This window comes from Serratia sp. JSRIV004, from assembly GCF_019968705.1.
Lineage (GTDB): Bacteria > Pseudomonadota > Gammaproteobacteria > Enterobacterales > Enterobacteriaceae > Chania > Chania fonticola_B.
In genome coordinates, this window is the sequence record NZ_CP074140.1 from 4,885,527 (window position 1) to 4,908,832 (window position 23,306).

General features: G+C 50.8%; 22 protein-coding genes. 9 read left to right on the top strand and 13 right to left on the bottom strand.

Features of this window, described 5'->3' with window-relative positions; all coding sequences use genetic code 11:
- Positions 1-34: 34 nt before the first annotated feature.
- Both hpt and cueO read right to left on the bottom strand, forming a co-directional pair.
- Complete coding sequence (hpt, locus tag KGP21_RS23245) at positions 35-571, bottom strand: hypoxanthine phosphoribosyltransferase (protein WP_071681992.1); 537 nt, start codon at positions 569-571, stop codon at positions 35-37.
- Positions 572-691: 120 nt separating this feature from the next.
- Positions 692-2,308 carry a multicopper oxidase CueO gene (cueO, locus tag KGP21_RS23250; RefSeq protein WP_209522794.1) on the bottom strand — a complete coding sequence of 539 codons (1,617 nt, stop codon included), beginning with the start codon at positions 2,306-2,308 and terminating at the stop codon, positions 692-694.
- A 171-nt stretch (positions 2,309-2,479) separates the two neighbouring features.
- Between cueO and KGP21_RS23255 the strand changes: the two genes are divergently transcribed.
- The 3 genes from KGP21_RS23255 (at position 2,480) to speD (ending at position 4,664) form a co-directional block, all read left to right on the top strand.
- Positions 2,480-2,827 carry a YacC family pilotin-like protein gene (locus tag KGP21_RS23255; protein ID WP_037375824.1) on the top strand — a complete coding sequence of 116 codons (348 nt, stop codon included), beginning with the start codon at positions 2,480-2,482 and terminating at the stop codon, positions 2,825-2,827.
- Between the two features lie 153 nt (positions 2,828-2,980).
- Entirely contained in the window at positions 2,981-3,844 is an 864-nt protein-coding gene (gene speE / locus KGP21_RS23260; RefSeq protein ID WP_021806257.1) for a polyamine aminopropyltransferase, read from the top strand.
- A gap of 25 nt (positions 3,845-3,869) precedes the next feature.
- Entirely contained in the window at positions 3,870-4,664 is a 795-nt protein-coding gene (speD, locus tag KGP21_RS23265) for an adenosylmethionine decarboxylase (RefSeq protein WP_021179725.1), read from the top strand.
- A 75-nt stretch (positions 4,665-4,739) separates the two neighbouring features.
- Here speD and KGP21_RS23270 read toward each other — a convergent pair whose 3' ends face one another.
- From KGP21_RS23270 to KGP21_RS23315, 10 genes are all read right to left on the bottom strand, one after another.
- On the bottom strand, positions 4,740-5,432 hold the full coding sequence (locus tag KGP21_RS23270) for an O-methyltransferase (RefSeq protein ID WP_094981449.1): 693 nt from the start codon (positions 5,430-5,432) through the stop codon (positions 4,740-4,742).
- Between the two features lie 50 nt (positions 5,433-5,482).
- Positions 5,483-6,799, bottom strand: a complete 1,317-nt coding sequence (locus KGP21_RS23275; protein ID WP_181817536.1) for an LLM class flavin-dependent oxidoreductase — start codon at positions 6,797-6,799, stop codon at positions 5,483-5,485.
- Complete coding sequence (locus tag KGP21_RS23280) at positions 6,792-8,009, bottom strand: nucleotidyltransferase family protein (RefSeq protein ID WP_115159310.1); 1,218 nt, start codon at positions 8,007-8,009, stop codon at positions 6,792-6,794. Before KGP21_RS23280 ends, KGP21_RS23275 begins: the two co-directional genes overlap by 8 nt.
- Positions 7,996-9,096, bottom strand: a complete 1,101-nt coding sequence (locus tag KGP21_RS23285) for an aminotransferase class I/II-fold pyridoxal phosphate-dependent enzyme (protein ID WP_172413915.1) — start codon at positions 9,094-9,096, stop codon at positions 7,996-7,998. Before KGP21_RS23285 ends, KGP21_RS23280 begins: the two co-directional genes overlap by 14 nt.
- Positions 9,093-10,148: a hypothetical protein gene (locus KGP21_RS23290; RefSeq protein ID WP_094981446.1), complete on the bottom strand. Its 1,056-nt coding sequence runs from the start codon at positions 10,146-10,148 to the stop codon at positions 9,093-9,095. Before KGP21_RS23290 ends, KGP21_RS23285 begins: the two co-directional genes overlap by 4 nt.
- Complete coding sequence (locus KGP21_RS23295) at positions 10,132-12,294, bottom strand: FAD/NAD(P)-binding protein (protein WP_223536354.1); 2,163 nt, start codon at positions 12,292-12,294, stop codon at positions 10,132-10,134. The genes KGP21_RS23290 and KGP21_RS23295 overlap by 17 nt, the downstream gene beginning before the upstream one ends.
- A 23-nt stretch (positions 12,295-12,317) precedes the next feature.
- Positions 12,318-13,250 carry a putative PEP-binding protein gene (locus KGP21_RS23300; RefSeq protein WP_021179718.1) on the bottom strand — a complete coding sequence of 311 codons (933 nt, stop codon included), beginning with the start codon at positions 13,248-13,250 and terminating at the stop codon, positions 12,318-12,320.
- Between the two features lie 23 nt (positions 13,251-13,273).
- On the bottom strand, positions 13,274-13,957 hold the full coding sequence (locus tag KGP21_RS23305) for a Thymidylate kinase-like protein (protein WP_021179717.1): 684 nt from the start codon (positions 13,955-13,957) through the stop codon (positions 13,274-13,276).
- Between the two features lie 60 nt (positions 13,958-14,017).
- Positions 14,018-15,286 (bottom strand): hypothetical protein, encoded by a 1,269-nt coding sequence (locus tag KGP21_RS23310; RefSeq protein WP_115159313.1) that lies wholly within the window; start codon positions 15,284-15,286, stop codon positions 14,018-14,020.
- A 94-nt stretch (positions 15,287-15,380) separates the two neighbouring features.
- Positions 15,381-15,590, bottom strand: a complete 210-nt coding sequence (locus KGP21_RS23315; protein WP_094981443.1) for a hypothetical protein — start codon at positions 15,588-15,590, stop codon at positions 15,381-15,383.
- Between the two features lie 853 nt (positions 15,591-16,443).
- On the opposite strand from KGP21_RS23315, the gene KGP21_RS23320 reads away from it, so the two are divergent.
- The 6 genes from KGP21_RS23320 to KGP21_RS23345 are packed head-to-tail and all read left to right on the top strand — an operon-like array spanning position 16,444 to position 22,205.
- A complete protein-coding gene (locus KGP21_RS23320; protein ID WP_094981442.1) occupies positions 16,444-17,418 on the top strand; it encodes a hypothetical protein in 975 nt (324 codons plus the stop codon).
- The gene (locus KGP21_RS23325; RefSeq protein ID WP_021179713.1) at positions 17,415-17,738 is read left to right on the top strand and encodes a hypothetical protein; all 324 of its coding nucleotides are present in this window, start codon (positions 17,415-17,417) and stop codon (positions 17,736-17,738) included. The genes KGP21_RS23320 and KGP21_RS23325 overlap by 4 nt, the downstream gene beginning before the upstream one ends.
- On the top strand, positions 17,738-18,910 hold the full coding sequence (locus tag KGP21_RS23330; protein ID WP_094981441.1) for an MFS transporter: 1,173 nt from the start codon (positions 17,738-17,740) through the stop codon (positions 18,908-18,910). Before KGP21_RS23325 ends, KGP21_RS23330 begins: the two co-directional genes overlap by 1 nt.
- Before the next feature lie 42 nt (positions 18,911-18,952).
- Positions 18,953-20,563, top strand: a complete 1,611-nt coding sequence (locus tag KGP21_RS23335; RefSeq protein ID WP_223500320.1) for a DUF4910 domain-containing protein — start codon at positions 18,953-18,955, stop codon at positions 20,561-20,563.
- A gap of 3 nt (positions 20,564-20,566) precedes the next feature.
- A complete protein-coding gene (locus tag KGP21_RS23340; protein ID WP_021179710.1) occupies positions 20,567-20,776 on the top strand; it encodes a hypothetical protein in 210 nt (69 codons plus the stop codon).
- Complete coding sequence (locus KGP21_RS23345) at positions 20,769-22,205, top strand: amidase (RefSeq protein ID WP_223500321.1); 1,437 nt, start codon at positions 20,769-20,771, stop codon at positions 22,203-22,205. The genes KGP21_RS23340 and KGP21_RS23345 overlap by 8 nt, the downstream gene beginning before the upstream one ends.
- Here KGP21_RS23345 and KGP21_RS23350 read toward each other — a convergent pair.
- Positions 22,193-23,263, bottom strand: coding sequence for a hypothetical protein (locus tag KGP21_RS23350; RefSeq protein WP_094981438.1), 1,071 nt, complete (start codon positions 23,261-23,263; stop codon positions 22,193-22,195). The genes KGP21_RS23345 and KGP21_RS23350 overlap by 13 nt on opposite strands.
- Positions 23,264-23,306: the final 43 nt, after the last annotated feature.

The following is a 23,306-nucleotide window of genomic DNA, read 5'->3' on the forward strand; positions in this document are numbered from 1 at the left end:
TCGGGGTTCAGCGCCCAGCTGAACTCCGGCCGGATTATTCGTCCAGCATCACCACTTTGCCGATGTAAGGCAGATGGCGATAACGCTGGGCGTAATCGATGCCATAACCCACCACGAACTCGTCCGGGATCGGGAAGCCGACATATTCCACCGGCACTTCAACCTCACGGCGCTCAGGCTTGTCCAGCAGCGTACAAATCGCCAAAGACTTCGGCCCACGCAGCGCCAGGATCTCACGTACCTTGTTCAGAGTGTTGCCGGAATCGATGATGTCTTCGACGATCAATACGTCTTTACCACGGATGTCTTCATCCAGATCTTTGAGGATTTTCACGTCACGGGTGGTAGACATGCCGCTGCCGTAGCTGGAAGCGGTCATAAAATCGACCTCATGCGGCACCTCAATGGTGCGGCACAGATCGGCCATAAACATGAAAGAGCCACGCAGCAACCCGACCAGCACCATGTCACTGCCGCTATCGCGGTAGTCTTCGGTGATCTGGCGGCCAAGTTCAGCAATACGGGTCTTAACTTCCTGCTCGGAAATCATTACTTCTACAGTGTGTTTCATAGTTTTCAGGTCAGTTGCCGGAAGAAGGGCGCAGAGTTTAGCATAGCTGGCGGGCGGTGGCGACGCGAGTGCGTCACCACTTTACAGACTGCGGCGTGACAAGCCGCAGTCTGGGATAACTTAATCGGCTACGGTAAAGCCTAGCATCATGCCGGTATCTTCATGTTCCAGCAGGTGGCAGTGGGCCATATAAGCCTGATCGGCACTAGCCAGATGATTGAAGCGCACCAGCACTTCGCTGCGCCAACCTTCTACCAGCACCGTATCTTTCCAGCCTGCCCGGTGGGCCGCCGGTGGCTTGCCGTTTTCCGACAGAATGCGGAACTGGGTGCCATGGATATGGAACGGGTGCATCATCACGTCGCCCTCGCCGGAAATGGTCCATTTCTCGTATTTACCGCGCTTGGCTTCAAACGCCGGCTTGTGCATATCATAGGCTTTACCGTTGATGGTATTGGCATGGCTGAAATCAAACGGCTTGCTGCCATGATCCATTTTGCTATGGTCCATTCCCGCCATGTTGCCCTGATCCATGCCTTGCATCTTACTATGATCCATACCAGCCATGTTGCCAGTGGCATTGCCGTGATCCATGCTCATCCCGGCCATTGCCTGGTGACCATAGCGATCCATCAGAGCCTGCATCCCCAGCATATCCAGCTTAGGATCCATCATCAGTTGCAACCAGCGTTCCTGCACTCCGGCCAGCGATGGCAGCGCAGGCAATTTCACCAGGCTGTCCGGCATGGATTTCACGCCCTGCGCCAGCGATGGCTGAATATGCAATACCGGCAGCGGCTGATCGAACGGAGCCAGCGTCATACCCATTTGCTTCACCGGCAGGGTAACGATATCGAACGGCTTGCCATCGGAGGCATCAACCAGCACTTCAAAGCGCTCCCCCATCAGCATCGACAGTTCGGTCAGCTTAACCGGTTCGACCAGGAAGCCACCGTCACTGGCAATCACGTATAATGGCCGATTGTCGCTGGTGGACAGGTTAAGCGAGCGGGCGTTACAGCCGTTCAGGAAACGCAGACGCAGCCAGCCGCGTGGCGCGATGTGTTGCGGATAGCTGGCACCGTTGGTGAACATGCGGTCACCAAACCAGCCCACGGCCGCGCTCATGATGTCCAATTGATATTCGATTTGACCGTCTTTGCCCAGGCGCTTATCTTGCAGGATCACGGGAATATCGTCGGTTCCCCAGGTCTTCGGCAAGGGTAGCTGGCTGCTTTCTTCATCTTCCAACAGCACCAGTCCCCCCAGCCCCTTCATCACCTGCTCGCCGGTTTTGCCATGCGTATGGGGATGGAACCAGCAGGTAGACGCTGGCTGATCGGCAGTGAAACTCACCGTGCGGGTAGTACCAGGTTGGATCAAGGCTTGCGGGCCACCGTCGACATTACCGGGGATCTCTAAACCGTGCCAGTGCACCGTGCTGGCCTCTGGCAGTTTATTACTGATATCTACCGTCACCGGCTTACCCCGTTGCAAACGGACCGCTGGGCCAAGCAACGCACCGTTAATCCCCCAGGTGCGGGTAGCCACGTTAGGCAGCCAGTTCATCTCACCGGTTTGCAGCGCCAACGCGATCTTTCCTTGCGCATCTGGCGTCAAAATCGGTGGGATCGGCAAGGCTGGACGATCGGCCGCCCAGGCGGCACGGCTCCATAATGGCAAGGCGCTTGCGGCACCTATTGCGGCGGTCAGTTTGATAAAATCACGGCGTAACATCGCTGGTTCCCTTTTCTCAGTGATCGAAAGCTTAAGATCCGCAGCCTAAACCCTCCCCTTAGTGGAAGGTCAAGAGCTACTATTAAGGAGTGTTAAGCCCACATAATTAATTTGGTGCCTTTACAGCCAAGTGTGGTAACGTCAGCAGATATTGAACAGGTCTATTTCATGATGAAAAAAACAACGTTGTTAATGCTATTGCTGACTATGCTGGGCTTTTCCAATGCCAGCCTGGCGCTAAATGAATCCGAAGCGGAAGATCTTGCCGATCTGACCGCGGTGTTTGTCTATCTCAAAAACGATTGTGGCTACAATGATTTGCCTAACGCGCAAATCAAACGCGCCATCGTGTACTTCGCCCAGCAAAACCGTTGGGATTTGACTAACTATAATAGCTTTAATATGAAATCCCTGGGTGAAGACAGCTACCGCGATCTCAGCGGCATTGCTATTCCTACCCCCAACAAGTGCAAATCTCTGGCGCGCGACTCCTTGAGCCTGCTGGCCTACGCCAACTAACTTCCCCTGCTTTCTCTCAGCCTTGCCAACGATAGCTGGCAGGGTTTGCTATCGCCTATCTGTTGCCCTGCCGACAATGCTGTAATTTGCCACACGGAGGGTTTATGATGTTGCGCTCATTTTTCATGGTTGTTATTACGGAGTAACCCGCACATGACCCAGAAAGAGATTTGGTATGAAACGCTGCATGCCAACTTTGGCCAGTACTTCTCAGTAGAGCAGGTACTTTACCGTGAGAAAACCGAGCATCAGGATCTGGTGATATTTGAAAACCCGGTGCTGGGCCGCGTGATGGCTCTCGATGGCGTGGTACAGACTACCGAACGCGATGAGTTTATCTATCACGAAATGATGACCCACGTGCCGCTGCTGGCCCATGGCCAGGCCAGGAAAGTGCTGATTATCGGCGGTGGCGACGGGGCTATGCTGCGTGAAGTCTGCCGCCATCAGGGCGTTGAACAGATCACCATGGTTGAGATCGACGCGGGCGTGGTGGAGTTCTGCCGCCAATACTTACCGAATCACAACGCCGGTGCCTATGACGATCCCCGCTTCAAGCTGGTGATCGACGATGGCGTCAATTTCGTCAGCCAGAGCGACGAAAAATTCGACGTGATTATTTCTGACTGTACCGATCCGATCGGCCCCGGTGAAAGCCTGTTTACCTCGGCGTTCTATGAAGGTTGCGCACGCTGCCTCAACGAGGGTGGCATCTTCGTAGCTCAGAACGGCGTCTGCTTCCTGCAGCAGGACGAAGCGGTCAACAGCCACACCAAGCTCAGCCAGTATTTTAACGACGTCAGCTTCTATCAGGCGGCGATCCCAACCTATTACGGCGGCATCATGACCTTTGCCTGGGCCAGCCAGAATCCGGCTTTGCGCCAGCTGGATGTCACCACGCTGCAACAACGCTTTCATCAAAGTGGCTTAGACTGCCGCTACTACAATCCGGCAATTCACGCTGGCAGCTTTGCCCTGCCACAGTATTTGCTCAATGCACTGAACGTTTCACGTTAAGCGAGAAGATAGGGGCTAAATCTAATTGCAAAAGATCAAACTGCACGGCTTCAATAACCTGACCAAGAGCCTGAGTTTTTGTATTTACGATATTTGTTATGCCAAAACCGCAGACGACCGCGACGGCTATATCGCCTACATTGACGAACAGTACAATGCCAACCGCCTGACCGAGATCCTCAGTGAAACCTGCTCGATCATTGGCGCCAATATTCTCAACGTCGCCCGCCAGGACTACGATCCGCAAGGCGCCAGCGTCACCATCCTGATGAGTGAAGAGCCTGTTGATCCGAAAGACGTGGATACCTCTGAGCACCCGGGACCGCTGCCAAAGACGGTGGTGGCACATCTGGATAAAAGCCATATCTGCGTTCACACCTATCCGGAAAGCCACCCAGAAGGCGGCCTGTGTACCTTCCGGGCCGATATTGAAGTCTCTACCTGCGGCGTAATTTCACCGCTCAAAGCGCTGAACTATCTGATCCACCAGTTGGAATCCGATATCGTCACCATGGACTATCGCGTACGCGGTTTCACCCGCGATGTCGCCGGCGTGAAGCATTACATCGATCATGAGATCAATTCGATCCAGAACTTTATGTCCGAGGATATGAAGGCGCTGTACCACATGATGGATGTCAATGTGTATCAGGAGAACATCTTCCACACCAAGATGCTGCTGAAGGATTTCGATCTGAAGCACTATCTGTTCAACGCCAGGCCGGACGAACTGAGCGAGGCGGAGCGAAAAAGGATCACCGATCTGCTGTGGAAAGAGATGCAGGAGATCTACTACGGGCGCAATATTCCGCACCTGTGACTGCCCCCCGCCGTAAATTGGGCAAGGTTTACGGCGGACCTTGCTAAAGATACCTTATTAGCCTTGTGAAGCAAATCAGGGCAAATCCATGGAGTTTTGCTTCTTCGGTGACGATTTATCCACCCGCAACAACGCAAACCCATCCCAGCCCTTTTCGCCCACCGTTTGTAACGCGGTTGCTGTCAATTCTGGAAATTGTTTCACCACTTCAAGCGTCTGGCAGATCCCGTCAGCATGAACATCACGTTCAGTATCAATAATCGCACCACCGCGGATCACATTGTCCATGATGATCACACTGCCCGTCCGGCCAAGCCTGATGGACCATTGCAGATATAACAGCGCATTCTGTTTATCAGCATCGATGAAAACCAGGTCGAACGGAGCTTGTTCTTGTAACTCAGGCAACAGCTCTGCCGCCTCGCCAACCTTGATCGTCACCTTGCCGGACAAGCCAGCACGCGCAATATTTTCACGAGCAACAGCGGCATTTCTCTCTTCTTTCTCCAACGAGATCAAGCAACCATCAGGGGGTAACGCCTGTGCCATGAGCTGAGTGCTGAATCCACCCAAGGTCCCTATCTCCAGCACCCGCTGCGCCGCGCTGATCTGCACCATCAACAGCAAGAACTGCCCCTGTAGGGGAGAAACATCGTGCGGCGGCAATCCTTGCGCCGCGTTGGCCAGAAGCGTTTGCGCCAGATTTGGATCCTCGTTTAGTAACTGTCGCTTAAGGTATTCATCTACTTGCTGCCATTTTTGCTGCATCCTGTTTCTCCAGTAAACATTCCGGTAACAGTATAACGCAAAGGAAAATACTAGCCGCTTAACCCCAGATGGTCTCGCAAGGTGCGCCCAGTATAATGCTGGCGAAACAGCCCACGCCGACGCAACTCTGGTACCACCAGGTTGATAAAATCGCTCATTCCCCCTGGCAACCACGGTGCCATCACATTAAATCCATCGCTCGCGCCAGTACTAAACCACTCCTCCATTTCATCGACAATCTGCCGTGGCGTGCCAATCAGTTGCCAATGACCACGTGCGCCTGCCACATGCCGGTACAGTTGCCGTATAGAATAATTCTCCCGCGCAGCCAGTGATACCAGTAACTCACGTCGGCTTTGGCTGGCATTACTGGGTGGAATAACCGGTAATGGCCCATCGAGATCGTGACCGGAAAGATCGATGCCCCCCAATTGAACCTGCAATAATGCCAACCCGACCCGATCATCAATCAACGCCTGGAGTTGCTCAAACTTGTCCTGCGCTTCCTGCTGGCTACGGCCGACGAAGGGGAACATGCCCGTCATCACCAAAGGTAGCTGGGCGCGCCCAGCTTGTTGTGCCCTTTGTTTAACATCCTGGTAAAACATTCTAGCGGTTTGTAATTCATGCTGTGCCGAAAATATGACCTCACTGGTACGCGCCGCCAAGCTACGCCCGGCCTCGGATGCGCCAGCCTGTACGATCACTGGAGCACCACCAGGGCAAGCAGGTACGTTTAAAGGTCCCTTAACCTGGAAAAAATCCCCCTGGTGATTCAGTGGGCGCATTTTTGCCACGTCAAAAAACACCCCGCTTTGTTTGTCGAAACAAAAGGCATCATGGTCCCAGCTGCGCCACAATCCGGCCACAACATCAACAAACTCTTCTGCACGCAGGTAACGACGATCATGTTCTGGATGACTATCCAGACCAAAATTATCGGCTTCAAATGGGTTTTGAGAAGTCACCAGATTCCACCCCGCTCGTCCCTGGCTAAGATGGGCCAAAGAGGCAAATTGACGAGCTAGATTATAAGGATGGTGATAGGTGGTCGTTGCCGACGCAATCAAACCGATACGTTCCGTGCACGCACTCAATGCTGACAGCAAGGTTAACGGTTCAAACTGCCCCACGTAGCGATGTGCCCCACGGCTCAATTCTGCCCAGTCATCCCCTTTTACAGCCAGACTATCGGCAAGAAAAATGAAATCAAATGCCGCACTTTCCGCCATACGGGCAAACTCGGCGCAGTGCTGAAAATTGATACCTGCATTAGCCTGAACACTGGCATGTCGCCAAGCTGCAATATGGTAGCCGGTGGGATACCAGAAAGCCCCCAGTTTCATCATCGTATGGTGCTCAATCATCCTGCTTCTCCTCTAATATTACGCCAGGGCGCAATGCCTCCCTTGTCAGATAAGCCTGTAATTGTTCAACTTCCTCATCACTGAACAGGCCACAAACACCGAGCAGAAACGTGCCTGCTGGCGAGGTTAGCATCAGGAATTTTTTGTAACGTGTCAGGCCGATCGCTGCGCAACGTTGATCAATCAGTATCGCATTGACAGTCATGCCCCAACGTAATGCGCAGCGTATGGCCCAGGGACGATCCAGCAAACTGAGGACATTGAGTTGCCAACTCCCCTCTTCACAGGCCCGATCAATGGCCTCGCGAGCACGTTGCTGCCACAAGAGCGATGTCGCTCCACTATCGCCGTGAATATTTCGCGCCAGATGCTGCAACAGCAGTGGAGGGGATTGCTGGTAGCGGTGAAACCCTGCCAGCAGTTTTTCCACCTGCGGCAACAACCGTGCTTTCGCAAGCTCATCAAACAGTGCCTGCGGAGCTATGCCAGCCCCCATAAACAGGCAATGACCGTCATACAGATCGCGTAGCATGCACTCAGGACGTGTTGCCAATTCCATAAAGAAAACTTTCAGCATCGTGTTCACATCTGGCACACACAATGGTATCCCGGAAAATTGCTGTTGCACCGCATAAGGTTCCAGTTCATCCCAATCAATCAGGTGGTATTGGTCAACCGCAAACTGCCCAATGTGTAATTCCACTCCACCATCCTCCAGGCCTTGTTCGAAAATGAAACGAGCAATACCACACCATTGCGCAGTATCGGGGTGCTGATAGAAACGAGCCATAAAAGGGAGAGAAAAACCGCGGCGAAAGAGCTGCGTGGCAAAACGGCAAAACGCCGGGAAATCCCGGACGACAATGTCCAGATCCTTGGCAAAACGCTCGATGCGTTCCGGGTACAGTAGCTCGTGACCAAATCCTTTCATCAACATGGCACGAGGTTCATTGCTGTCAAACTGCAAAGCTCGGATTGCCTCTAGCCAGCTATTCCGTTCGCGCCGATGCGCCGCAAGGATCTCCGATAGTGCTGGCGTCAATGGTTGATCGCTGACATTGTGATAATAATCGGCCACCAGCGGCAGAATTTTGTGCCGTACCGCTGCCTCCAAGCATAGTTGCCACTGTTCTTGTGACAGCGTATTGCTCAGCACCTCCGCTTGAGAGCGATCAAATAAAAAAATCGTTAATAGCTTATCGGTATCCATCGGTTCCCTCGCTATCGGAATAAGATGTCATGCAATGTTGTAAACGAGCCATTCTTGCTGGTAATAATGGGACGCTCAGACGTAGCAAAGTGATCGCTGCATCTCCTCCCCGCCAGCAGAGATGATGCTTTCCTTTGACGCCTCTTGCTTCCAACGCTTCCCCCATTTCCGGCCCAAGAAACCAGTAAGGCAGGGCGCTACTGGCCGCGACCAAGGGCTGAGCATCAAATAGTTCGAGAACTTGCCGTTTATGGCGGGTAATCTGTGCTCGCAACTCGGCGGTGGAATCACCTAGCGCCAAAATGTTGGCGGCGATACGCAGCGACAATGAAGCATTGAGCAACGGTGGCAACGTCTGGCGCACCCGGGCCTGCAGCTCACTGGCGCACAGGCATAACCCCACGCGTAATCCCCCAAGCCCCCAGCCTTTTGACATCCCGCGCAGTACAATAAGATTGGGCATCTCACCAAGCAGAGTCACCGCGCTATAAGTCGGCGAACAATAATTGGCATTAGATTCATCGATCAACAGCAACATACCGCGCTGCGCCAATCTCTGGCACAGTTGCCGCAGTTTCACGAGATCGCCATAGTCATCATTCAGCAGCCCCGGACGCTCCAGAAACAACATATCAGCCCCAACGGCACACATTGCGGTACCAATGTCCTGCTCGCTTCCTGGCGCCATGTGATAAGGCTCCCGTCCTGCCTGACGCAGATACCAGGGATAATCCGGGTAAACATCACCGATAATCGCCACACGTCGCCCTTGCGATAAATATGCCAACGCGGCCAATAACGAAATGACCCCCGCACCACAAGACAGAGAAAAATCATCATGTGCCAGAGAAAAAAAATGTTTTACCGCCTGGCGTAACGTCATATCTCCCCAAGGATCGGTGACGGCATAGCGGTAGATCTCGGGTAGCCCTGTCTCAGTTTCCAAGTGCAAAGTCTGTTGGATGACAGCACTGATATCCGGCTGGATAAATGGCCGTTCATCCTGGGTCCAGGAGAGATTCAGTATTGTTGGCGTATCGTCCAGCGCGACCATGCTCTGATAGGAATCAATGGCTCTGGCAATCATAAGTCCTCCCATACCGCATAGGGGACTGACATTTCCTGAGCCTGCAGTGAGCCATGTTCATAGCGGTAGGAGGGGGGGGAGATAAAACGGTTCTGTTGCGCAATCAATAACAGGTTACCCATACGCGATGAACCTGAAGTTGAAAACAGGGATGTTCGCGGCATCACCAAGGCGATATCGCCAATAGCGCTGGCCAAACGTTGCTGCATCGCAGCTTCATGTTCCTGCTCAACATAAAACCAGCGTGTGCGTCCAGCGCCCCCCATCGTTGCGCCAAATTCACCACAAATCTGCTCTATCGACCGGGCAATGTCAGAATCATGCTGTGTCGGCACCAAGCCATGATCGGCATAGGCAATCACATCACACCCCTGCGCCACCAAACGCTCAGCCAAGGATGCTAACCCACAGAGGAATGCCTCTACCCGGTCGTCATAACCGTTAAGGTGAATATATTGATCGACGTCGATAAAACACCATAACAGGGTCGGTGCCGCACCGTTCAGTCTCTGCCCGACCGCGCCTTCCAGGCGCGCGATCATCTGTGCTGGCGGCACCAACGGCTGGTCCGTATAAAAAGCATGATTATCAACATGTGCAACGCCCGTCAGCAGCGCTCGCGTCCAGCTTCCCTGGATGGGCAACAGATCGCCGGCTATCGCCTGTGGGGTGAACCCATAGCGGTAACAATCGGTAAACAGATTAGCCGTGGGAGGCGTGATGGCATCCCCCTGATAATCACAGATGTTGATCAACGTTGCCTGCGCCGGATCAGGCCGAAACACGACGCCGGGAACACCATGCTGTTCTATGCTCTGCCCCGTCAAACTACTCAACCAGCAGCTTGCCGAGGTTGAAGGAAATATCGCCTGCCATGGTTCCTGATGGGCATAACGCCAGCACCCCTGTGCCAACTCGGAATAAATACCGTCGACAGCGAAGATCACTTGATGGCGTGGCTGCTTTTGCCGCTGTTGATAAGCCATACGTGCCGCAATACGTTTGCGAAATTGACGCAAGCTATTTACACTGTTTTCAATTGGTAACGTCATACCAAGGCGTCCCCTCAGCTTGCTTCACCGACTCTCTCAACGCCTGCAGTATTTGAGCTGCCCACCGATGGGCCACATTTAGCACCGCGCTGTTGGCTCGAGGACGAGCCGCAACGTTCTGAAAGAAACAGACCCCTTCGACAGGAGCACCAAGAAATGTCAGACGGGTTTCAATAGTGTTATCCAGGGTTCGTGGATGGAATGCTTCAGTCAGCATCAACCCCCCCGGAATAAACCGCTCTCCCTCCGGATCACGGTTTTCCCATAGTTGGATCAGTCCTTCGCGCAACATTGAAGGATAGAGTGGACTCTGCTGATAACGAGCGTCAAACGGGTGCAGACGAGCACAAGCTAAATGATCGATCTTCAGCCGTTGCCCACGGCCATGCAGTATGAAACCCTTTCCGGAACGCGCAGAACTAATGTGTACACCAACTGGGGCCAGCACGACTAGCCCCTGGCGAATAAGGGCCGCCATTTTCTGCATCGCTTCAACACCCGCACCATTTGACAAACGGTTGTAATAAGACATCCATAACGTCGAAAATTCGCGTTGAGAGGCGGGTGTTAAGCCACCAAAATCGGTGACAGCAGAAAATACGGCGCGTAAATCACGCCAAACACCATCACAGGCAGCCTTCAATGGATTAAATCGGTTACCTTGACGTGCCGCCGCCAGATCTAACTCTAACCAGCGTAGTACCTGGTGCTGCCGTTGCGACACGCTCCCTGTTGGCTGGCCGGTGAAAGGTTCGAAAATACACAGCCAGTCAAACCGATGTTCAGCCAGGTAGGGCGAGTGCCCCCATTTCACCTGTTGCGGCGGTAACGCACGGAATGCCGTCACTACCTGCTCAGCAGGCAGCTCCTGGTCAGTCAATGTCCGGTAAAAAGCCGTGGCCAGGCGCATCAGTGCAGGATCGTCGCTGTCTTGCCTGGCGCAAAACCTCTGAAACTCTACAACTGCCTGGTCAAATAACTGCTGGGCGGGTTGTAGTAACCGCTCAATATCCCGTTCAACTTGATGGGGGACGGTGGACAGGAATGATAGATATGCAGGGGTCACGGCCTCGATCAACCTCTGGCCCCAATCTTCGCCTAATAAAGTGCGGTAATAAACCAACGCCATCTCCAGCACCACCAGTGGAAATACATCACGCCGGAAATCGAGTTGCCGCTGGCAAGAACCGTCAGACAAGGTAGCGCTGCGCCCATGGTTCTTGCGCAGTAGCGTAATCGCGGACTCACTAAAAAACTGGGGCTGATGAAAGTGTTCCGGCAAGACTTTGGCATTAACCGGGCGGACAGAATACATTTTTCCACTTGGGCTAATTGCCTGGATCTGGGCGGGTTCATTACCACTGTGTAGATAACGCAGCTCACCATCATCGCCAGCAACAAAGCGGCCGCCGCGTCCTTCGGTCAGGTACAAACAGATATCAATAGCCGTCAGCCCCATACCAAGCAGCCCTATTCGACTGCCAGCATCGACAGTTTGCAGGCTGAATCGCTGTTCCAGTGGATAGGGATAGGAAATATACCGACTGTTGCGTGCGTAGCGTGCTTCATCCGTCCCTGGCCTAGGACGGCAAGGAGTATGGCCAGTAACGAATAAAACATGATCGGCCAGCAAGGCGTCCTGGTTGCTGGCAAACGACATTTTGAAACCGGAATAGTGACGGCGTACATAAGTCACTTCGTCATGATGCGCGATAACCTCGACTCCGGGTAATTGATTGAGCAGTTCGGCGTAAAGATTAAAATGATCGCGTAATGCCAAGCCATGCAGATATCGGTGTGGCACATCATGTGCGGCAAGATTGAAACGCTCATCTCCCGTTTGCTGATAACGTTGTTGACACCATTGATGAAAAGTCAATCTTAGCGGCAGAGGCAGCAGTACCGAGGCAGCCTGGACGGACTCATCCGCCGCAAAGGCTATTTGATCAACGCACCGGTTGAGATAACTGCTCGATGGCTGCTCATCACTATGTGCGACGCCAGCGCCTGCCCTGCCATGCGACTCAAACACATGGATGTGCAATGAGCCTGAAACCGGTTCTCTGCGTAGCAAAGCCAATAAGCGTTCCAGGGCATAAACCGATCTCGGGCCACCACCCACTATCGCCACCACATAGTTATTCACCGGTTATCTCCTGCCTGCGCTATTCAGCTTTTCGGTTTTTTGTGCCAATGCAGACCTTGGATAGTCATGGCATCGTTATCGTTGGCAACATCGAGCAGAGATTGAGCCCAAAGACGCAGGCGTTTACGGTTATCCCCTTTCTTAAAGTTGAGCATGAAATCCATGTCTTGATAGTCTTTGAATTTCTCGCCAAAGAATGCCGGGAACGAAGAATAATGCACGGTAATAGCATCCATGCCGGTCTGTTTGGCTATGTCGAGGAACTCCGGTTTCATATAGCCGGCGATGCTGATACGACCATGACTCAACGTTTGGCGTAGCGATTTCAGCATACCAATCAGAGCAGGATGGTTGTGGCGATCGTAGCCGCTACCCCGGCTGGCACCAATGGTCAGACTGCTGAGATCGTTCATCCCCACCAGAAAATGTTCAATGCCAAGTTTCTCGATGTCCGATGCGTGCCAAAACGCCGCTGGTGTTTCCATCATGCAGGAAATTTTGTTAGGGAAAGCAAAGCGGCGGGCATAATCCATGCCGAACTCTATTTCAGCCATCTCACAAACGTAGGGAAAGATGATATGCAAATTCGGGTGTTGTTTTGCCAACTGGGTAATGACATCGAATTCAATTTCGAAAGTATTGGTCAATTCCATCGCCCTGCGCATACCGCGCAAACCAATGGTTGGAAACTCTTCCAACACATATTCGTCATATCCTTCCAGCATGTTGATTTCATTGGCTGGCGCATCAATAAAGCGATACCAAACGTCCTTGTCTGGAAACACCTTTAACACGTTCTCGATATAATCAATCATCAATTGGCGCCCATCCGGGGCGGTAAGATACTTGCCCGCGCGACGGAAAATATACTCGCCACGCAGCAACCCAATCGCAGAGACCTCCTGATAAATACGTGGATCAATCAGCTCGCCACTTAAAGAGACTTCAATCTCCATGACATTGTCCTCACTCAATAAAATTAGCTATTTTTAACCGGTAGAAAGGCGGCACCCGCCGATGGAGCGGCTAAATAACGCTCCACCCCGGCACATAGGGCTTGGAAAACCTGTTCAGGGGGCTGACGGCCATCAACCCTGGTCCAATCCTGTTCGCGAGCATGGCGTGACAAAATGGAATAAACCTTGTTCATCTGTTCGAGGAAACGTTCATCACTGCATTCAAGTTGGTTACCACACTCGTAAGGCGCGTGCGTATCACCGTTGTCACGCCGCCAAGCGATAATCACGTTAGGTTCAACATCGAGAAACAACGTAAGATCGGGGGACGGGAAAGGAGCAATCAGCTGCGATAGCCAAGTCTCGCTCAACCCCAGAGCCATTTCCGTCGCGACGTGTTTTTGCCAACCACCATCAAGCAACACGATTTCATCCGCGGCTGGCGGCTGGTGGCAAAGCTGGATGGCGAAAAGGTTAAACAGAAAAAGTGCCCGGCTCTCACCACGCATTTCAGGCAATATTTCATACATCAAGGTACGGTAGCTACACCCAAAATACCGAGCTTCAGGGTACTTTTCAGCTTGCAGGGCATCACGTTTGGCTAGTGTACGCACCGGCAATCCTGTCGTTTTCTCCAACCAGGGGATCAGCCATTTTAACTGCGTTGATTTTCCTGCCCCGTCACATCCGAGAAGATTGATCAGCATGGCGGATCCTGTACAAAGAGACGAAACTCCCCTACTGCAAGGCGGCAGGGGGCCATTGCATTACTCGACAGAACGTAATATTTCCTCAGATTGTTCATCCAGGCTTTGCCCACATGAATCCTTGAGCATTTTCTGGAATTTATGGCGCAATGCCAACGGCACCATACGCTCGACATAAAACCCCAGTTGTTCGTCAAGCTGGTATTCAACCGGATCCTTGGCGGCCAGTTCCGACAACCCGCGCGCCATCTGCTCAGGGAAACCCGGATAGCTGGATTGCAGGGTATAAATCACGCTGTAATAGAGATTACGGCCCAGAGAGAAACACGGATAACGTGCCTCATAGTTGTCTAAAGAGTATTTAGGGAAACAACCATCGATAATACGTTTCGGGCACATCCATAATGGCATGACCAACGTCATATCACCGATCTTGCGTGCCGGGCTGGAAGCAGGTTTCAAGCCTGTTGAAATACGGAACAGGTTCTCGCACAAGACATCTTCCAGATTAAGCCCCGTGCTAATGAAGCGGGTGCCCAGTTCGCGGGCATAACGTGTCAATGAGAGGCGAATCAATAACGTGCCAAGAAACTCGAAGTCATCCCCCGCAAAGGTGCGCTCAAAACGGTCGATCAGACTTTCGCCGTCTGCTGGAATACCGAGCAGAGATTTGACCTCGTCCTCTTTGATAATTTTCAAGTCCAACTGATAGTTACGGCACAGCTCCACGGCACGTGGCACACCTTTATCCCAATCAGGGATACCCATAATGATCACCGGGTGGACATTGACGTAGTCACGAATCAGGCTCAGGCCGTGCAATAGTGAGTTACTGTCGCCACCACCGCTAACCCCCACAACCAGATCGGCCCCTTGAGGCAAATGCTGTTTGATGGTTTCTGCCACCCGTGCAGCGATAATATCGCAGCACTCATCAGGTGATAGTTTTTTGAGGTAGCTCTGCGCGCTGGCATCGCTATTTTTCAGATTCTGATAGATATACTCTGTTGACTCTGAGTTCTGATCGGTACTGTTAACAATTTGGAATTTCTCTGGGGAGAATTTGAAGGGGTTTACATTACGGTTAAAATAAAGCAGAAGCTGGTCAGCATCAAACTCTGCCATGGTTTTTTCCAACCCGGAACATAAATGCATAGCCTCTTCGCCGTCACGGCGCTGATAAATAGAGACCGCAGACCAGGGCACGTTATTTCTGCCTAAAACATCAATCAGGCGCTCATCAGGGCGACTGGAAAGTAACTGACGGCCATGCGCGGTCACGACGGCAATTTCAGGGCCCACAGAATTTAACGTTGACTTTGCAGACATAGCTTCACCTTAGGATTCATCCTGATTTTTATAAATTATAAAATCTCACCGTTCATTGAGATAAGGCCACATAGGGTATGTGGCCCTAAAGTGGTTATTGCGCGCCAGTCTCGCAGCTCGCACCACAAATGGTTTCAATACCATGACGTGAAGCGGGAATAAATGCACGCTCAGCACGCATTGATTCCAGTTCACTAACAGAAATGTCAGCATACTTTACATCAGCGCTATTGCTGATTAGGTTAATGATTTCATTCTTCAAATTGAAGTTACTGCTTGGGTTTTGTTTAAGTGCATTTTTCATACTTACATCCTCAATAAAAATTGATATTCGCTAAGTATATTACATGTGAAAAACTCAAATAAAACGACATGCAACCAAGCCAGTTTTAAAGCACTTGGAATTTTTGTCAAACCACCCTCCATAATAAAAATCGCTTCACAAAGGCTTACCCCACTTAAAAACAAAAAAGATAAACACCTGTTATAAAAGGATAAAACACGCACAATAAAATGGACGAAATATAAAATAATTATTTTTCAATTAGATACAATCAAGAATGCAAAATGAGAACAAAAACCGTCGTATTAAGACAGGCAACCTATTGAATAAAAAGCATTAACTCTCGTTATATAGGTAAATTCCCGCATTATTTTTTAATTATGTAATGAATAAAAAATAAACTTTATATTCCAAAAAAGTATAAAAATAGTTAAGATAATGTTAAGTTTGGATATTTGAATAATTTCAAACTTAAATTATTAACCTGAAAAATCATATCCAAACTTTAAGGTAATTATTTTTTATATCTTAAAATCAATATGTTATAAAAAAATCAATGCGCAATACTTTGTTTTTATTTAACTTTAACACTTAAGTTTATCAAAACAATTTCGCAACTTTTCATTGACAGAACATGACACTGTGATAAGACTCTATCCGTTGCCAATTTTTTATCCTGAAAGATTGCGCAGCAATCCCGAAAATAGATAATCACTTTAATGGAGAAATTTACATGAAAGCGAAAAAATTGAAGAAAGTACGCCGCGCCAACGCAGCTCTGTAATCGTGGTAGGTTCAATGGTGCATGCGCATGCACCATTGAACCTTACAACCTTGCTTCCATTAATCCTAACTCCATTCAAAGGTATCTTCGATGATTTCTTTACCTGACTATGTTCATATAAAAGAAAACAAAAGGGATCGAGTCCTTCAGCTGTCAGTTTTCTTGCAAACTCATGAGCTTATTTTCGACGATGATGAAAAGTATCGCAATGCAGTTACTCAACTGAATAAATTGATAACAGGACCTGTTCAACTAACTCAGGCTTGCAATCAAGAAAACGCTCAGTTCTATGAGTACCTACTCGAAAACAACCTGGCTTTTGAACTCCCTGAACAAGATATCACGACCAATGATACAGGTTGTTCTGGCAGTGAGTTCTACAACCGTTTATACAACTTGGTCAATAATCAATGGCTACTCCAACGGGGTGAAACACCACTGGCACAAGCCATGTTGGAACCCGAAAAACATCGCATCCTCTTGCTCGGTTGGACATTGGAATACTTTCACGTCACCCGACTAGCCGTCTCTTCTCTGATTGGTTTCCTAGCCGATCCACTGCCAGCTGCACTCCAGCAGTTAGCACAAGAATTTGTAAAGGAAGAATTGTTTCACGAACGTATTATGGCCAAGGCATTTAGCGATACGCCTTGGCAGGAGAAGCAACTGTATGCTTCATCTCCCCTGCCTTCTACTTTGGCCTATATGGATTTTCTGAAGGATATGGCACTTCGCAGACCTCATTCATTCTTCGCCAGCCTGTTCTTCTATGAAGGCGATGATGATGATCTGATGGCGTTCTCTGAGTGCATTCCCGATACTCCAGAGTTTCACAAAATCCGTGATAGTCATCTCAGCCATGCCCGCATCAATATGCAAGGAGAACATGCTGATTTCACTCAGCACTATTTCAATTTGATCCCCTTATTATCTCATCAGCAACAGCAGGAGATAGTGGACGATATGGCTTACCTCTGCTTCCTCTACTATGACATGCAAGATGAAATCTTTGCCTGCTATCAACATGAAGATGACTTGGAGAAGCGCCTATGTGCCAATCAATGATGTTTAAACTGGTCAGTATGGGCGTAGCCATCAGTGGGGAGCCTTTGGTTGATCTGCGCAACCTTTGGAAAAAAATGACGTTGCAGGAAGGCATTAAGGACGAACTCAGCCATCCACAGCGCGCCTTGGTCACTCGCGGACGTATTCTGATGCTGGAAGGGCAGGAACGCTTTTTTTCCTTTTTACTGTCATGTAGCAAGCATGTGCCAGCCACGCCGCTCAGCAGGGAACTCACTGAACTGCTCTGTACCACACCCTTGCCGATCTATCTGGAGGATCAAGCATTTATCCGTCATTTTTATCGGATGGAGCCGGCATAATGACGCTACTTTTACTCATTACCGCCCTCAAAGCCATCGCTGAGAAAATTATCTACTTCGTGCTGCCGCTTTGGGCGTTCCAATTAACACAGTCAAACGATCTGATGAGCCATGTACGGTTGTTTGAATATCTTCCCTTTCTGGTCCTGGGCTTTATTATTGGTACCCTCGTCGATCGTATTGGTAGCCGAAAAGGTTTTATCGGCGGAACCCTAGGGCAAATAGTCGTGGTCATGCTGTTGGCATTGAATGGTGTCAGCTCGCAACATCTGCTATTTTTATTGGTATTCATGCTCATGGGAATGACCTATTTTGCCAACAATTCTCTGATCGTCCAATCAAAAGTAGCGTTACCAGAAAATCGACTCATTATATATAACAAATACAATAACATGGTGACCAATGTCTTCGACAGTGCTGGTCCAGCCATTATCGGCGGTATGTTGTTATTACTCACTTACACGCAAACACTGAGTTTATCCTATGCCTTGCTGTTTATTGCCTTATTACTGAGCGTGTTCAGTTTTCGCCGCACCCCGCCAGCGGAAAACAAACCCTTTATTCCCGATATCATTTACGGTTTCAAGGCGCTGTATGGATTACGTAATTTATGGATCCTGTCTTGGTGGACATCGTTTGCCAACGCGATTGTCGTCGTTTCTGAAATTGCCGTGATGTATTACGCCAAATCGCAGCTCAACCTTTCTGATTTTCAAGTCGGCCTATTATTTGCCGCGGGGGGTATCGGCGCAATCATGGGTTCCTGGTGTTCCGATCGGGTTGAAAAACGCGTTGGCGTGATCCAGGTACTGGTCTATTCCATCCCACTCATTGGTCTGGCCTATGTACTGATCAGCATACATCTCAATATCGTAACGCTAGGCATCCTGCTGTTCTGCGAATCCTTTTTGTTCTCCATCTATATCGTCTGTGTCCGTACTTACAGACTGGTGGTGGCTCCAGCGAAAGATCTGGGCAAAATCAATGGCATTACTGGCAGTATTTTCAAAATGTTTATCCCTTTCTCTCTGGCCGCTTATGGAGCCTGGGGAAATACGATAACGACCAACGAAGTGCTGCGCATCATGGGAGGATTGTTCCTGATCGGCTCTATCCTGCTATCAGCATCCAATATGTTGAAAATGAAAGAAAAGCTTTCAGATAACTACTGATATTGGGGGATGCGTATGTTCACTGCCCAACAGGTGGCCTGGGTGCTGCAACACAGCAGCACCTCACGCCTTATGCAACCCATTGATGCTCTTGGAAAGTTTGACCGTTATCAAGCGTCACTAGGCATTGAACAAGCGGCAAAATGGGTCGCGGAGGCGGCACAGCAACGGGACTTGCGACAGGTAGAAACGCTACATTTTCCTGCTGATGGCAAACAACATTGGTGGCACTTTACTGCTCCACTGGCTTGGACCCCACTACAAGCCTGGTTGCACGTACCGGCAGCCGATAATTTGTTGATTGACCATCAACAGCACGCGTTTGCCATTGCCACATATTCCTGTGCCGTAAACCAGCAGCACTTCACACTGGCGACGCCCGAAGAAAGCGAATGGCAAGGCAAGGTCCTGGTCATTCCCAGCGAGCAATATCGCCAACAAGATTGGCCATTGCTCCTGGCTCAGGCGGGGGCTGCTGGTTTTATCACCGATGCCCCTGCCTGCCACGATCGGCAAACAAACGTTAGTTTCCGTGGCCGAATTGAACTACCTCCGGGCAGCTCCCTGTTTGCTTTTAGCGCTACGCCAGAAGAAATGAGGCATTTGGAAACAGCGGCCCGCCGCCATTGCTGCGCGCAAGCAGAAATCTGCCTGGATCACACCGCCGCCATGCCAGTGGTGACGGCTTGCCTGCCTGGGTGCGATACCACGCATGAAATATGGCTAACCGCCCACCTTTGCCATTCGCGAGCGGGTGCCAACGACAACGCATCAGGGATCAGTGCCCTGTTGGAAACGGCAGCACTCATCAGCCAACTACAAAAAAACGATGCCTCGCCACCTCTTCGTTACACTCTTCGATTCATCTGGGGGCCTGAGTTCCTGGGTGTGGCTGCATTGCAACATCATTATCGTCACCGCCCTGCACCACTCGCGGTAATCAATCTCGATATGGTCGGAGAAAATCAAACTCTGTGCTGCTCACCACTTTGTATCGAACACCCTCCTCAGCGCCTGTCCTCATCTTTGGGCTTACTTGCTGAAGAGTGTGCCGCCGAGGCTTTTTTACAGACTGCGGATAGTGGCGGGAAATGGCTCAGTATTCCTTTCCACGGATTTTCCGACCATGCGCTGTTTATGAATCACAGCGATCACAGTCGCAATAGCCCAGCAATCCAAATCTGTCATATCGGCGATCGCTTCAACCACACTGCTGGCGATACTTCGGACAAGGTATCACCAGTAGAAATGAAACGTACTCTGGCCATCGTGGTACCGCTGTTGCTGAAACTGCAGCAACAGCGGCCGGAATATATTGCCCCTAAACCACCGGCCACACGGCCTATAGATGATGGCCTCTATGGTCATTGGCCTGGCCCATTGAATTTACGCGGATTGATTCAAGCTCTCCCCCCTGCACTAAGGTATCCATTAGAAAGACACCTGGCGCAAGATAAGCGTTATCTCGCCGCGCTTCATCATTGCGTCTTGAATGCAGATGGCCGTTCCTGGCCGCAAATTGTCGAGGCCACCAATAAAGAACTGGGGTTTATTTTGCCAGCAAACGTAGATGAGAGTTTTCGCAACGCACTGCTTGCATCTTCCTGGTTCACTACTAACGCCAAGCAAGCTGGCATCGATGAGGAGAGATAACCGATGGAAGACGCTGAAATCCTGTTCGAACGTTACATGACGCTGTTAGGGATCGCGGTACCAATACCGTATCGTGCGGGTGCCATACGCTGTACGCACGAAATCCGCGAGGCCGTCGCCCTGCTCGCCGTAGTGAAACATGCCGAGGCGGAACCCGCAAACGGCTTCGATGCGTTGAAAACCGTTGATTGTTATAAGGCGTGCCATGAGTGAATTTCTGCACACTTTGCCCCTGGCCGAGTTGGCCCGGCGCCTGCGCAATAGTCAAATCAGTGCGGTGCAATTAACTGACTATTTTCTGGAACGCATTGCGCGTTTTAACCCGCATATAAAAGCATTTATTCAGGTAGACCCGACGCGGGCACGCCGCGACGCACTGCGTGCCGACGACGAATTGGCTAACGGGCATGACCGGGGACCACTACACGGGATCCCTTACGCACTGAAAGATATTTTCGATGTTGCTGGTGTAGCAACGACCTGTCACTCGAAAATCATGCAGCACCACATTGCGCCACACAGCTGTACAATAGAGAAGAAACTGAAAGCAGGTAGCGGGGTCTATCTCGGCAAACTGGCCACACACGAATTTGCCCTTGGCGGCCCCAGTCTTGAGCTCCCCTTTCCCCCAGCACGTAATCCGTGGAACCCTGCACATTTCACCGGAGCCTCATCATCAGGGGCTGGCGCAGCGATTGCTGCAGGACTGGTTCCAGTAGCCATAGGTTCAGATACTAGTGGTTCCATCCGAGGCCCAGCCTGCATGTGTGGCGTTACCGGTTTCAAACCGACCTTTGGCCTGGTATCCAGATATGGGGTATTTCCTCTCTCATGGTCGCTCGATCACTGTGGCCCACTAACACGCTATGCTGCCGACTGCGCATACGTCATGCAAGTCATCGCAGGTCAAGATCCCCATGACCCTACAGGTTGTAATGTCACCTTTGATTTTGTTAATCCACCCGCGATCAACTGGCGTAATTTCCGCGTCGCTTGGCCGCGCCACCTATTGACGGACAGCCCATATACACACCCGGAATTACTCGCAGCAATGGATAATAGCGTGGCGTTACTGCGCGATGCCGGTGCCACCGTTGAAGAAATTCAATTTAAGGATTACCACTTATTCAACGCCTGCGGCAGGATCATCATGACTGCCGAATCCTTTGCTATTCACCAGCAAAGTCTGCGCGAAAGGCCGGAGGATTTCGGGCGGTTCACCTATCAACGCGTGCTACCTGGCGCGACAATTTCAGCAGCAGAGCTATTGGATGCACAACGCTTACGCAGCGAACTGACAGGATGGCTGAACACCCGCATATTCCCACATTATCAGTTGCTGATATTCCCCAGTACGCTACGGCCGGCACCTGCCTTCAGCGAGTTTGGCACCGATTGGCCACCACCAGCCAACGTGGTACCCACGCAAACCATTCCGTTTAACGTTACCGGTAACCCTGCGTTAAATCTCCCCATTGGCCTGGCCTCTTGCGGTTTGCCCTTGGGAATGCAACTGGTTGGCCCGTTGTTTGATGATAGAACCCTGCTTGCTACCGGCAGTGCATTGGAAACATTACTCACCATGCCGATACTGGCGGAAAGCAGCTTGATCAACGATGCGGCCACTTATCATCCAGCATGAAGCGAGAATCGCGTTTCGCAACGCATTAGGCCCTGAGCCAACACGTCATCGTATGGACCGGTCTCCAATAAAAATCGCACAAGGCTAAGGAAATACTGTACGTAGGGGACACCACTCCACACAAATAGCGGCGATTTGCATAATAGCCAGTCAGCCTCTTTTCGCGTATGGCAATAGACAGGGTTTTGTTTCACCGCTTGATGAAGAGCGGCCTTACTCCCCATCACGGGGACCAGCAGGGGGAAAAGAGCAAACACTGACTGTTTGATCGCCTCAAGAGCCCAAGCTCGAGTACTGAGATTAGGAGTAAGCCGTGAACATAATGTCCATTCTTCACGGAAAGCGGGCAATTCCGTATCCCAGAAAGGCAGGCCATAATCACCGGCAGGATGTTCCGCGACCAAATGATGACGGCAGTGCCCAAGTTCATGACTCAGCTCAAGAGCCTCATTGGCGGTCAAATGGCGCAGATCGTTCGCTCGAAGGCTGAGCGCGGCACTACGAGTGTCACCTTCCCACTGCAAATCGGCAAAGCTATCATCACCGACTTGCACCTCCACCTGCATTCCATCAATACTGACAATCGCTTGGTTTTTACTGCAACGAATGCATGCGACGGCCAGTACATCACAAACCTTCGCTAGCGAGGTTGCCCCCGTCAGGCAAGGCTGAAGAAACTCATGGCGCATAAAATGCGGCTGTGCGGGATCGAAATTCAGATCGTGCCACTCCAGCCCCATCGCAATATGCCTCGTCAACGAAATAATATCTGCTGCCAGCCCCTGCCGATCAACCCGAATACCAAAATAGGCAAGTCGGCGAGCGCTTTCGGCATACAGGGGGTCAATACATGGAGCTACCCGATCTCTTGACGCTGTATCGTAAGCATCTAGCGCATCCAGGTATCGATCCTCAAGCGGATCTTCCCGTACATTAGCCATAACATAAAGCCAGGAAAGACGCTGTGGCAGAGCAATATCTCCAGCCGTCGCCCTCAGTGTTTCCTCATCTATCGTTTCACTAAATAGTTGTTCAACCTGAGCTCTATTGATATCCATAACGTTCCATGCTGAGTGTCAAATGCCAAAATAAGGTCGTGCT

Bases quoted from the DNA above. Each gene is read 5' to 3' on its own strand.
- hpt (WP_071681992.1), bottom strand. From the start codon at position 571: ATGAAACACACTGTAGAAGTAATGATTTCCGAGCAGGAAGTTAAGACC.
- cueO (WP_209522794.1), bottom strand. From the start codon at position 2,308: ATGTTACGCCGTGATTTTATCAAACTGACCGCCGCAATAGGTGCCGCA.
- KGP21_RS23255 (WP_037375824.1), top strand. From the start codon at position 2,480: ATGAAAAAAACAACGTTGTTAATGCTATTGCTGACTATGCTGGGCTTT.
- speE (WP_021806257.1), top strand. From the start codon at position 2,981: ATGACCCAGAAAGAGATTTGGTATGAAACGCTGCATGCCAACTTTGGC.
- KGP21_RS23270 (WP_094981449.1), bottom strand. From the start codon at position 5,432: ATGCAGCAAAAATGGCAGCAAGTAGATGAATACCTTAAGCGACAGTTA.
- KGP21_RS23275 (WP_181817536.1), bottom strand. From the start codon at position 6,799: ATGATTGAGCACCATACGATGATGAAACTGGGGGCTTTCTGGTATCCC.
- KGP21_RS23280 (WP_115159310.1), bottom strand. From the start codon at position 8,009: ATGGATACCGATAAGCTATTAACGATTTTTTTATTTGATCGCTCTCAA.
- KGP21_RS23285 (WP_172413915.1), bottom strand. From the start codon at position 9,096: ATGATTGCCAGAGCCATTGATTCCTATCAGAGCATGGTCGCGCTGGAC.
- KGP21_RS23290 (WP_094981446.1), bottom strand. From the start codon at position 10,148: ATGACGTTACCAATTGAAAACAGTGTAAATAGCTTGCGTCAATTTCGC.
- KGP21_RS23300 (WP_021179718.1), bottom strand. From the start codon at position 13,250: ATGGAGATTGAAGTCTCTTTAAGTGGCGAGCTGATTGATCCACGTATT.
- KGP21_RS23305 (WP_021179717.1), bottom strand. From the start codon at position 13,957: ATGCTGATCAATCTTCTCGGATGTGACGGGGCAGGAAAATCAACGCAG.
- KGP21_RS23310 (WP_115159313.1), bottom strand. From the start codon at position 15,286: ATGTCTGCAAAGTCAACGTTAAATTCTGTGGGCCCTGAAATTGCCGTC.
- KGP21_RS23315 (WP_094981443.1), bottom strand. From the start codon at position 15,590: ATGAAAAATGCACTTAAACAAAACCCAAGCAGTAACTTCAATTTGAAG.
- KGP21_RS23320 (WP_094981442.1), top strand. From the start codon at position 16,444: ATGATTTCTTTACCTGACTATGTTCATATAAAAGAAAACAAAAGGGAT.
- KGP21_RS23325 (WP_021179713.1), top strand. From the start codon at position 17,415: ATGATGTTTAAACTGGTCAGTATGGGCGTAGCCATCAGTGGGGAGCCT.
- KGP21_RS23330 (WP_094981441.1), top strand. From the start codon at position 17,738: ATGACGCTACTTTTACTCATTACCGCCCTCAAAGCCATCGCTGAGAAA.
- KGP21_RS23340 (WP_021179710.1), top strand. From the start codon at position 20,567: ATGGAAGACGCTGAAATCCTGTTCGAACGTTACATGACGCTGTTAGGG.
- KGP21_RS23345 (WP_223500321.1), top strand. From the start codon at position 20,769: ATGAGTGAATTTCTGCACACTTTGCCCCTGGCCGAGTTGGCCCGGCGC.
- KGP21_RS23350 (WP_094981438.1), bottom strand. From the start codon at position 23,263: ATGGATATCAATAGAGCTCAGGTTGAACAACTATTTAGTGAAACGATA.